Below are 11721 nucleotides of genomic sequence, written 5' to 3' on the forward strand. Positions count from 1 at the left end.
AGGATTGCAGATGAAACTCATCATCCTTGACCGCGATGGCGTTATCAACCAGGATTCGGACGACTTTATCAAGTCGCCCGAAGAATGGAAGCCTATACCGGGTTCACTGCAAGCCATCGCCCGCCTTAACCAGGCGGGCTATACGGTGGTGGTCGCAACCAACCAGTCTGGCATAGGTCGCAAGCTGTTTGATATGGCGACGCTGAATGCCATCCATCAAAAAATGCATACCAGCGCCCAGCAAGTCGGTGCCACGATAGATGCGATTTTCTTTTGCCCGCATATGGCAGATGACAATTGCGATTGTCGCAAACCCAAGCCTGGCATGCTGCAAGAGATAGCCCGTCGTTACGACACCAATCTCAAAGGCGTGCATTGCGTGGGTGATTCCCTGCGCGACTTGCAGGCTGGTTTTGTTCTGGGTTGCAAACCCCATCTGGTGCTGACAGGCAAAGGCAGCAAGACCCAGGAAAAAGGTGGCTTGCCGCCAGGTACGCAAGTTTTTGATGACCTGGCCGCCATGGTCGACAAACTGGTGGAAAATTCGCCATCTGAATTTAATATCGCGATCTGAGTCATTGAGCAACATAGAACAAACTCAAACAGCATCGCTGCAATGGAGACTACATGCTTAGCTTTACCCGTTTTATACGTTCGCTGATTTTCATACTGGTGATGGCGATAGTCACCATCGTCTGGGCCCCGATCAGCATGCTGTTTGCCTTTTTGCCGTACAACCAGCGCTATTACATTACAGCCCGCTGGAATGTCACCATCATCTGGGCAGCAAAAGTAATCTGCGGCATACATTATCAGACCAGGGGATTTGAAAACTTCCCTGATGGCCCGGCCATCCTGCTGTGCAAGCATCAATCCGCATGGGAAACCATCTTCCTGCTGATGGCAACGCCGCGCCCACTGGTTTTTGTGTTCAAAAAAGAAATTACCTATATCCCCTTCTTTGGCTGGGCCATCTCCATGCTGCGCATGATCCCTATAGACCGCAGCAAAGGCAAAGACGCTTTTGCCCACGTCGTCACGCAAGGCCGCAAACGCCTGGCTGATGGGCAATGGATCATCATGTTCCCTGAAGGTACACGTATCGCCGTTGGTAAAAAAGGCCAGTACAAAGGCGGCGGTGCCCGTCTGGCAGTAGAAACCAATACCCCGGTCGTGCCTATCGCGCTAAATTCTGGTGAGTGCTGGCCAAAAAATTCTTTTACCAAATTGCCAGGCACAGTCACTGTCTCCGTCGGCAAGCCTATCCCACCCAACGGCATGAATGCGGTTGAACTGATGCAGGAAGTGGAGAAATGGATAGAAGCAGAAATGCGTGTGATTTCTCCGCAGGTTTATCAGTCTGAAACCAAATAAACTTTAATAAGCTGTAATTAAGACAGCGGGCGATTTTCCAATATTTGTTCGCACTTGTCAGGATGTTTCAGGTAATCACTAAGCCAGTCGAAAACCCGACTGGCTTTGTTTTTTATATCGTCACCAAAACCGTAAGTACCCAGCAGGCGTATACCATTCGGGTCAGCCAGGACACCTTCATTCAATTGCAATCTGGATAGCTCATCCTGCTCTGCTGTGACACATAATGGTGTCAGATAGGCAGCCAATATAGGTGCCAGCACCAGATTATGGGACGAAACGATCACCATGTTTGCACTGGCCAGGCTTTGTAACACTGCGGCGGCTGCCGAGATGGATTCCTGATGGTTAGTGCCACGGAAAATTTCATCAATGATGAACACAGCCTGCGTATCGCTTTCTGCGATATCCAATAATTCTTTGGCACGCCTGAGTTCTGCCTGATACAGGCTTTCATTTGCGATCAGGGAGTCTTCACTTTGCATGCTGGAATACACCGCTGCCATGGGGACGCTGGCACTAGCCGCATAACAAAAACCGAAAGCGCGGGCGACGATGAGATTCAAACCCAGGGTACGCAACAAGGTGCTCTTGCCTATGCCATTTTGCCCGGAAATAAAAGCACCCCTGCCTTCCAGTCTTATATCCAGGGCGGTAGCCTGCGCCAACATGGGATGCACAACTTGTTGCATGCACAGTTGCTTCTTGTCTGACGCAGAGGACCAGCAATATTGTGTAAGCGATTGCAAATGCCTGGCCAGCGTCAGATCGGCTTCCAGGTTTGCCACGTGCGTGTATACCCGGCGCAGAAAATCCTGATTTTTACGGACAAGAATGCTGGTCTTGAAAAAATGCCTGACATTATCCAGTAAGAGCCAGTCCGTGTATTCCCGCATGCCTGGCAGTAGCACCAATTTATGCCTGCGTAATTCGGCAAGCATTTTATTTGCTGTTTGACGATCTGCAGCAGGCGCTTGAGCATCCTGTGGACAATGTTCAAGCAGCAACTCAAAGCTCCTCAGCAAGGCTTGTAGCGCTTGTACTTTCTTTGCCCATTGTGTCACCGCATCATGGTAACGCGTCTGCACGGCCAGCAAGATCATCCATACCAGCAAGACAGCTATCCAGGCCGGTGCCAGCGATGTCAGCGCAAGGACAAGCAAAGTGCCCATGCTGACAGGTAACATCCACATGAATTTATGCCATGCTGCCGGAACCGGGATTACGTCGGTGAAAATCTGTTCGCTGACTTCTGTTTCCACTCCGCGCAAGGGCCGGCAGTGCTGCTGCAAGGTATCCAGCAATACCGGTTCAGCCAACAGTTGCTGCAAGCGCTGCTTGCCTTGCTTGTCATGCTTGCCCTGAGCACCTTCACGCAGCCGCTTATGTATGATCTGCTGAGCAAAAATACTGCTCCCTGCTGTCAGTTTATCGGCATAGGCATCAAGCAGCATATCTTTGGCTGTATGCTCATCAATGTGCCTGGCAGCGTCACCTTTGGCAATGTGATACAACATGGCGATATCGCTGCGAGCGAAAGGAAAATCAAGCGGCTGCTCGTAATCAAGGCCCGGAATCTTGAAGAACAAGCCTATCTTTTTAATCGTACTGTTCCATAGCTTTTGCAACGATATCAGCTTATTCATCAGAGCCTGTTGAGTAGGTGGCGATTACAATATCTATGTAGACTATCTCTTGCTCAGGCAAGTTGCGCTAGTTGCAGAAAACTCAAGTGAGCTAGCTTAAATAAAAGAAAGGCAATATCGAAAAAACCAGTTTTTTGAGGCAAAAACACGAACTCGCAAAAATAAGTCAAACTAATGTCATTGCAGCTTGTAAAACCAGACTTCCATACTTGGAATATGTGCTACAAGCAGAGCAAAAATCCCACTTGCTATTGAATCAGGATTCCCCAAGCTTAGATGAAGCCCCGCATTCCCTCGATTGGCAAGGCCATACAAATGGCTTTGCAACTGGATTTATTCAGTGATTTTCTGGTGCCGGACAAACTGCGTCCCGCGCCTGTAAAAACACCACTTGCTAGCCCGCTTAAAGAGACAGTTCAACAAGATGAATTGCGCCCTGCCGCGCCGCCACCGTCTACCTTTGTCAACACCAGTAACAAACGCCGCATCCTGATACAGGATTATTTGCTCGAATATGATTTGCAACGCTCGAAACGCCGCAGTATAGGTTTCTTGATTAATGAAGATGGCTTGCGCATCACGGCACCACGCTGGGTGACGATAGCCGATATAGAAACCGCGATACAGGAAAAACAAGCCTGGATCTTGCGCAAGCTGACTGAGCGACGTGAGCGTACCCAGCGCAAGCTGGAACCCAAGATGCACTGGCAGGATGGAGCAAAACTGCCTTATCTGGGTGGTGAAATCACTTTACGGATTGCACCTGCCTCTGTCAGCGGTACGCACTTCCAGAGCGAACAGTCTGAATTGATTATCAACCTGCCTGCAGATGCTGGCGAGCAGCAATTGAAAGACCGGGTACAAGCCTGGCTGCAGCAGGAAGCCAAGCGGATATTCAATGAACGCCTGCCAGTATTTGCTGAAAAACTCAATGTGCGTTATCAGAGCATGGCCTTGTCGGCTGCGGCGACACGCTGGGGTTCTTGCACTTCACAAGGCAAGATACGCCTGAACTGGCGGCTGATCCATTTCTCGCCCATGATTATTGATTATGTGATTGCGCATGAACTTGCGCATTTGCGTGAGATGAACCACAGCCCGCGGTTTTGGGCAACAGTGCAATCCGTCTTCCCAGACTTTGAAGTGGCACGCCAAAATTTGCGTCAGCATGCCAGTGCAGATTTACCTGTATTCTGAATCAGTATCAAGGCCGGATTTTTCAAGCTGATAAATCCGGCCTCTGCATGTCAACTGATTTACTTCAACTAAGTTATTCCAACTAAGTTATTCCAACTACCTCACTTCGCAAATCAGGCTGCCTGACTTGCTTTCATTATTGGCATTTTCCTGGCTTTGATTGGCAGGAAAACTACCTGGTGGCGAGAATTGCATGCCAGGGTTATTTGGCAAAATGATAGGCGGCTTGGTAAAGCTGATGGCAAAGCCAAATTGCCCCGCGGTGACATCCAGGCTGCCTGTGCTATTTCTCAGGAAGATAGTGCCATCGAGGACTTGCACATACAGCCCTGGCGCACGCCCTGCACCTCCAGCGCTCCCTGCTCCCCCTGCTCTATTACCTGGCTCTTCATTGGCAGCAAGTTGCAAGGGCAGGATGGCAGCCACGGGAACGTCAATGTCGCTGCGTATTGTCTTGTTGCCCGTACCTGTGGGGACCTGCAATGCTGCCGTCGTTGCCATATTGTAGGCGGCCAGATTGCCATCAGGCGGGATGTATTCCGCAATGAAGGTCGTGCCGCGTATGCCTATCGATGCAGTCGGCGTATTCAGGCCAAACCGCTCTTTATTGCGCTTGCCCAGTAAGCCTGTGACTGCCCGCAAACCACCTTTGATGAGGGTCATGGTGAAACCATCATTATTCGGTTTATCTTCTTCAAAAGAAAACTGATCTATCTTGATCTGGGTATTTGGACGCAGGACGATTTCACTATTATCGGCAAACTTGATGCGGGCATAGGTATCTTTCTCGGCAACCAGAGTGTCACCCTGCTCTATGGCCGATTGCAGAGACAAGACCTTGACCGTGCCGTCAGCTTTCTTGGCGATCAAGGGGCCGCTCAAATGCGTCACCGTGCCTGCGATCTGCGCCGCGAAACCCAGCGCACAGCTCAGACACAGTGCCGCAATAAAGAAAAACTTAATTGCAGTAGAGTTTTTTATCAGTAGCATTTTTTAATACTCCATTGTCCCTCGTGCCAACAATACTGCTTCTTTGTTCTAACCTGGTTTCCCTGCCGGAATCACTGCTGCCACTCTCAAAAAAATTGGCAGTGTTATTGATGGAATTGGTGATGGCCAGGGTGGAACTGATAAAGCTGTTCAAGGCAAAATTGATTGAGTTATTGAGGGTATTACCAGTCCTCAGATCACCTATAGGCAAAACCAGAGTACAACCCAGCAAACCAGGGTTGGCAGCGCATTGCGCCTGAGTAGGCAATACTGCAGCACAACCACTCAAAGCAGGATTGGCAGCACAACTCGCCAAAGCGGGCAAGACAGCGCTACAGCCTGGTGTAGAAGGATTGGCGACGCAAGCTGCCAAACTAGGCAAGACCGCACTGCAGCCAGATACAAAAGGCGTGGCCGTGCAGGTGGCCAGAGTAGGCAACACCACGCTACATCCAGGCAAACCTGGATTGGCAATACAGGCACTCAAGCCAGGCAAAACTGCAGCGCAACCAGGGCTGGCAGGATTGGCGGTACAGGCTGCCAGGCTAGGCAAGACCGCGCCGCAACCTGCCAGGGCAGGGTTGGCTGTACATGCAGTCAGACTAGGCAAGACTGCCGAGCAACCTGGTGTACTTGGCGCGGCAGTACAGGTAGCCAGACCAGGCAGTATCGTGCTGCAACCTGGCAAACCAGGTGTGGCTATGCAAGCGGCAAGGCTGGGCAAGACGGCACTGCATCCTGGCAAACTTGGGCTGGCGCTGCAGGCTGCAAGGCTAGGCAACACTGCAGAGCAACCAGCCAGCGTCGGTGTGGCCGTGCAGGCTGTCAAGCTGGGCAAGACCGCACTGCAACCTGTCAGGCTGGGTGCTGCGCTACAAGCAGCCAATGTCGGTAAAACAGCCGAGCAACCAGACAGGCCAGGATTAGCGACGCAGGCATTCAGGCTAGGCAAGACCGCCGAGCAGCCAGGCAGACTGGGGCTGGCAACACAGGCCGCCAGCGTCGGCAAGACAGATGCGCAAGCGGGCAAGGCTGGATTGGCAATACAGGCACTCAAACTAGGCAAGACTGCAGCACAACCAGGCAAACTGGGGCTGGCCTGGCAGGCAGCCAGGGTAGGCAATACGGCAGAGCAACCTGAAAGTGCAGGATTGGCGGTGCAAGCTGCCAGACTAGGCAAGACTGCACTACAACCCGGCAGGGAAGGATTGCTCAGGCAAGCCGTCAATGTAGGCAAGACATTATTGCAACCAGACAGGCTGGGATTAGCTACACAGGCACTCAGGCTGGGCAGGACTGCGCTACAACCCGGCAGGCTGGGGCTGGCGGTACAGGCTGCCAGAGTGGGCAAAACAGCACTGCAACCTGCCAGGCTGTTATTGCTGATACAGGCACTCAAGCTAGGCAAGACTGCACTACAACCAGACAAACTGGGGTTGGCAGTACAGGCCGCCAGCGTAGGCAGAATCGCGCTGCAACCTGGCAGACTGGTATTACGGATACAGGCGCTCAAACTGGGCAAGACGGCACTGCAACCCGACAAACTGGGGCTGGCCAGACAAGCACTTAAGGTAGGCAAGACCGCACTGCAACCTGCCAGACTGCTATTGCTGATACAGGCACTCAGGCTAGGCAGGACAGAGCTGCAACCAGGCAAACTGGGGCTGGCAGTGCACGCAGCAACAGATGGCAAGACTGCCGAGCAACCAGCGATATTAGGTGACACCAGACACGCTGCCAGGGCTGGCAAGACCACGCTGCATCCTGCCGTCGATGGGCTGCTAATACACTGCGACAGGCTAGGCAAGACTACGCTGCAACCTGTCAGGCTGGCATTGCTGATGCAGGAATTCAAGCTGGGCAAGACTGAGCTGCAACCGGGGGTCGATGGATTAACCAGGCAAGATGCGAGTGTAGGCAAAACTGCGCTGCAACCTGGCAGATTAGGATTGGCCTGGCAAGCAGATGCACTGGGCAAGACATTCGAGCAACCAAACATGGAAGGGTTGGCCAGGCAGGCTGTCAAGCTAGGTAAGACCACACTGCAGCCAGCCAGTGTGGGGCTGGCCTGGCAAGCAGCAACGCTGGGCAATACGACACTGCAGCCCACCAGATTGGGATTACTGATACAGGCAGACAAACTAGGCAAGACTGAGCTGCAGCCAGGCGTAGTCGGGCTGGAAAGACATTGATCCAGGGTCGGCAAGGGCACATTCTGGAAAGCCTGTTGCGTTACCGTACCACCACTGACAGTACCAGAGATCAGAATGGCATCACCCGCTTTGAGCAGAATATTACCCGAGGTCGTCACCGAACCAGTACTGCCCACCGTCAGCTTGTCTGCCGTGCTGCCACTGGCACCAGCTTCCAGGGTAATATTACCGCCATTCGCGCTGGCGACCGTACCATTCACAGTCAGGGGGCTATGTGCCACCAGGCTGATATTGCCTGCCTTGGTACGCACTGCGTCACCGCTATTGAGCGTAATGGCACCAATATTATCGATCAGAATATTGCCCGTACTACCCGCACTGCTCTGCTGGACATTTTGCAAATTCAGTGCACCGGTATTATTGATCTTGATATCAGTGTTTGAACCCGTGTTATTGGCCAGCAGTAAAGGCACCTGGGTTTTCAAGCCACCACTATTGCCTATGCCGCCATTGGCAGTCGCATCCAGTGCCGCACCACTAATCAAATTACCTGAGGTCTGGCTGATCGCGCCACCAGAGGCGGATAAAGTGACTGCGCCCGTCCCGGCACTCACATTCGAGCTCAGTAGAATATTGCCGGAACTGGCTGTCAGGTAGATATTGCCTGTGGTATTGATACCGCCCAGGCTATAACTGCTGGAACCATTACTGCCACTCAGGCTTGCTACATTGATGCCCTGGCTATTCACCAGGCTGAAGCTGCCAGCACTCTTGCCTGCCAGGCTAGTGATCACGTTTGGACTATTGAGCGTCACACTCGTGCTTGAGACCACGCCCAAATCCTGCACAGTGATAGGGTTGACCTGGGAAATAGCCCCGCCACTGATCAAGCCTATGCGTGTCGTCGTGAGGTGTTTGATATCGGTAATGGCGCTGGTATTGGTATCAGTAATGCCCACCACGGAAATAGCACCGGAAGCATTGCTGACGTCATCCGTACCTATCGCAATATTGGCGGCACTGACCTTATACAAATTGGTCACCGCAAGACAGGGGGCGACGGTACATGTGGCAGAGCCTATGGTAATGGCACGCCCAGCAGTAAATGGACGAACGCCAAAGTCTCCTGCCGTCACACCACCAGGGCCGCCAAGCGTCAATTGATTGGCAATGAAGCCCACTTTGCCAGTTCCTGCGTTGACATTATCAGAAACAGTCAAAGTACCTGTACCTGAACTCACAGTAACGGCCTGGTTATTGGTAGTGATGCCGGTGATGGAAGCAATGTTGCTGATAGTCAAATTGCCCGCATTAAAGATATTCAGGCTACCTGTACCCTGTCCCCCAGGATTGAGATCGGCTGCCAGGGAGCTGAAACTATTGCTGGTATTGCTGAGATTGACAGAGCCCTTGGTTTGCAAGGCCAGGCCACTGCCTATAATGGCATTGCCTGTTGCCTGACTAATGCCGGAAGTGGAGTCAGAAGTCAGCTTGATCGTAGAGCCACTGCTAATACCGCTATAACCATCTACCGTAGAAATACTGATGGGATTGCTGGAACGGTATAAGAAACTGCCGGTACTGGCGGAGCCAGACACCACACCAATAAAATTAAGCTCTGACAGATTGACACTATAGCCGCGGGCCTGGACGGAACTGGCACCATCTATCGTGGCACCCGCTTGCTGGGAAATCGTGTTACCAGAATTCAAGGTCAATGAGGTATTCACGTTTTGCAAAGCACCACCTGCGCCTGAACCCATGGCACCCTTGATGTCAATACTGCCACCACTCATATTGCCGATTTTAAGACGTGTCGCTGTGACATTATTCAATTCTGCTGCAGACAATTCCAGCGTGCCTGTCAGTGCATTGCTCGCTCCCGTGGCAAGGTGAATCGTACCCGCCGTATTCGAATCCAGGGTCACTGCACCACTACCGGCATTGACTGCACCCTGCAAATCCATCTTGTCGGATTTGATGGAAATATCAGCACCGGCGCTATTGATTTGCGTACCAGCAGCAGTATTGGTCAATACGTTCGTATCAGTCGCCAGCAAATTGACGCTGCCACCAGCGCTATTAATACTCCCACCCGCATTCAGGTTAATGCCGCCCTGCCCATTAATATTGAGCATGCCATTATTGGTAATGACAGGTGAATTGATATCGGTGGTAAAACCGGTAGGTGAACTCAGGTGGATTGCGGTACCAGAGGTTTGTTGCTTGATACCGTAGCCGGTGCCACCTACGTCGTTGATGACCAGATTCGCACCTATACTGGCGATACGGATATCACCACTACCCGTATTGATGGCATTGAGCTTGGCAGCCTGCACGCCCATACTGTCAGTGGAGATATTTCCATGCAGGCCACTCACTGCGCTCAGCTTCAAGTCCTTGGCATAGATGATGCTACCGTTTTGCTGGGTAATATCCGAACCCGTCGTGATCGTGACATTACCATTCGCCGAAGAATTGCCACGCGCATCAACACCGCCTGTTCCTACATTGATATAACCCGTGCTGTTGAGCACTACGTCACCACCCACGCCTACCGCGCTTGGGGTCGTCAACAGGGTTTTGAAGGTAGTGTTACCGCTGGCACTAGTACTGATCTGGCTGCTATTGGTGGTCAGCTTGGCGACTACGATATCTGCAGTTTGGGGGGATACGCCAGTGCCAGTTTGCAGCGTGATAGTCCCGAAACCACTGGTCTTGATTTCCAGGTTGGGATCTGCTCCTGTCAGGTTAATACCACGGGTAGCACTGACATCGGTCGATGCATTGCGGGTTCTTAAAGTGATATTGGAATTGCTCGGCAAAGATATGGAACTACCGAAAAAAGTGCCGCTGGTATTAATGAAATTCGTTGCCTCCAGCACGATATTAGTGCCTGGAGAGAGGCCCTGGAGTTCTGACTGATACACCGTAGTAGGGCTGGCATCGGCAAAATTGATAGTCCCTATCGCCGAGCCCTGAAAGCTTGAAGAACCGTCCGAAGCGCCATCGCCAGTGCCGCCAGCGATAGTGATGGAAGACGGATCCAGCAATAAAGTACCTGCTTTGCCACGCGCAGCACCTACATTGACCCTGGCATGGAAATCCAGGTTTTGCTTACCAGAGGTTTCGACAAAACCGCCATTGCCACCAAGTGCCCCACCCTGCGCAGAAATACTGCCATTGACCCGGGTGACGTCATCTGACCAGACGATGACCTTACCACCGTCACCAGTCTTTAAGGCATCGGCGCTGATTTTGGCATCGCTGCCAACAAAGGCGCGTTTTGCATTCATGATGGCGGAATTATCACCATGATAATCGCCACCGACAAGGACCTGACCGCCGCCAGTATTACCGCTGGCATCAACCTTAGCATTACCAGCCAATGCTACACGCTGCCCCAGTATTTGTATGTCACCGCCCTGGCCTTTACCGGTCGCCGTAGTGACACTGCCGGTATCAAGTATGGTGTCCTGGCTGGCTTTGAAATAAATTTTCCCATTCTCTCCCACTACCGCACTATTGGCACTCACCAGTCCACGCTGACTGATCAAGCCGCCATAGATACCTACCTTGCCGCCCTGGGCAACGATTTGTCCAAGATTGAGCGCCTGGTTATTGTCGGCACTGACGACCACATGTACGTCAGGGTTGGCAGAATCCACCAGTTTCACTGAACGCCCGGCTGCCAGCAAGACCTCACCTTTGGGTGAAGTAATGATGCCGCTGTTTTCTATATCCGGTGCGATCAGATAAACCTGCCCGCCTGCTGGTGTGGTAATGGCACCCTGGTTACTGACTTTGCCTGCCAGCGTACCAGCATTGAAGTTCAGCCTGCCTGCCTTGAAATCTGCATCCGTCATGCCCAGGCTAGAGACCGTCAGACCATTGACATCGACTTGGGCACCCTTGCCAAACAATATTCCATTTGGGTTGATCAAAAACACCCGTCCATTCGATTGCAAGGCACCCAGGATCTGCGTGGGGTTTTGACCTATCACACGATTCAATACTGTGCTGTTGGCACTCTCCTGGATAAAACGGGTAGTCTCGCCGCCATTGATGAAGAAATCCTGCCAATTAATAATTGCACCTGGCGTATTGGTAATCGTGAATACCTTGCCATCCTGGCTGAAGATGACCCGGCCATTGATGACCTGCGGCCCCACCGGATTGGCATGGGCCAGGCTGGCAACAAGACCAGTACTAAAACAGGCTGCCAATAACACAGGCATGAGCCGGGGTAGCAGTTTAGGTAACAAGCCAGACAGCTGGTTTTCCCTGGTGTTCGACCGCAATACTGATACAGATTGAGCGAACATATCGATTTCTTTTCTCATGCTCTTCCTCATCCATCA

The 11721-nt window shown here is 52.1% G+C and carries 6 protein-coding genes; 3 read left to right on the forward strand and 3 right to left on the reverse strand.

Annotated elements, in window-relative coordinates:
• The first annotated feature begins 10 nt into the window (after window positions 1-10).
• Window positions 11-574 carry a D-glycero-beta-D-manno-heptose 1,7-bisphosphate 7-phosphatase gene (gmhB, locus tag ACO0LF_RS16200; RefSeq protein WP_423015724.1) on the forward strand — a complete coding sequence of 188 codons (564 nt, stop codon included), beginning with the start codon at window positions 11-13 and terminating at the stop codon, window positions 572-574.
• A gap of 53 nt (window positions 575-627) precedes the next feature.
• The gene (locus ACO0LF_RS16205; RefSeq protein ID WP_423015726.1) at window positions 628-1374 is read left to right on the forward strand and encodes a lysophospholipid acyltransferase family protein; all 747 of its coding nucleotides are present in this window, start codon (window positions 628-630) and stop codon (window positions 1372-1374) included.
• Between the two features lie 17 nt (window positions 1375-1391).
• Here the strand turns inward: ACO0LF_RS16205 and ACO0LF_RS16210 are convergent, their stop codons facing one another.
• Window positions 1392-3020 carry a MutS-related protein gene (locus ACO0LF_RS16210; RefSeq protein WP_423015728.1) on the reverse strand — a complete coding sequence of 543 codons (1629 nt, stop codon included), beginning with the start codon at window positions 3018-3020 and terminating at the stop codon, window positions 1392-1394.
• Between the two features lie 276 nt (window positions 3021-3296).
• Here ACO0LF_RS16210 and ACO0LF_RS16215 point away from each other — a divergent pair, with 276 nt between their 5' ends.
• Window positions 3297-4217 (forward strand): M48 family metallopeptidase, encoded by a 921-nt coding sequence (locus ACO0LF_RS16215; protein WP_423015730.1) that lies wholly within the window; start codon window positions 3297-3299, stop codon window positions 4215-4217.
• Window positions 4218-4313: 96 nt separating this feature from the next.
• Here ACO0LF_RS16215 and ACO0LF_RS16220 read toward each other — a convergent pair whose 3' ends face one another.
• Together ACO0LF_RS16220 and ACO0LF_RS16225 are read right to left on the reverse strand one after the other, a co-directional pair.
• Complete coding sequence (locus ACO0LF_RS16220) at window positions 4314-5207, reverse strand: FecR family protein (RefSeq protein ID WP_423015732.1); 894 nt, start codon at window positions 5205-5207, stop codon at window positions 4314-4316.
• A complete protein-coding gene (locus ACO0LF_RS16225) occupies window positions 5176-11703 on the reverse strand; it encodes a filamentous hemagglutinin N-terminal domain-containing protein (protein WP_423015734.1) in 6528 nt (2175 codons plus the stop codon). Before ACO0LF_RS16225 ends, ACO0LF_RS16220 begins: the two co-directional genes overlap by 32 nt.
• Window positions 11704-11721 lie beyond the last annotated feature (18 nt).

Origin of the sequence: Undibacterium sp. Di27W, assembly GCF_049340345.1 — a bacterium.
Lineage (GTDB): Bacteria > Pseudomonadota > Gammaproteobacteria > Burkholderiales > Burkholderiaceae_D > Undibacterium.

Coding starts and splice junctions, on each gene's coding strand:
- gmhB (WP_423015724.1), top strand. CDS start 11: ATGAAACTCATCATCCTTGACCGCGATGGCGTTATCAACCAGGATTCG.
- ACO0LF_RS16205 (WP_423015726.1), top strand. CDS start 628: ATGCTTAGCTTTACCCGTTTTATACGTTCGCTGATTTTCATACTGGTG.
- ACO0LF_RS16210 (WP_423015728.1), bottom strand. CDS start 3,020: ATGAATAAGCTGATATCGTTGCAAAAGCTATGGAACAGTACGATTAAA.
- ACO0LF_RS16215 (WP_423015730.1), top strand. CDS start 3,297: ATGAAGCCCCGCATTCCCTCGATTGGCAAGGCCATACAAATGGCTTTG.
- ACO0LF_RS16220 (WP_423015732.1), bottom strand. CDS start 5,207: ATGCTACTGATAAAAAACTCTACTGCAATTAAGTTTTTCTTTATTGCG.
- ACO0LF_RS16225 (WP_423015734.1), bottom strand. CDS start 11,703: ATGAGAAAAGAAATCGATATGTTCGCTCAATCTGTATCAGTATTGCGG.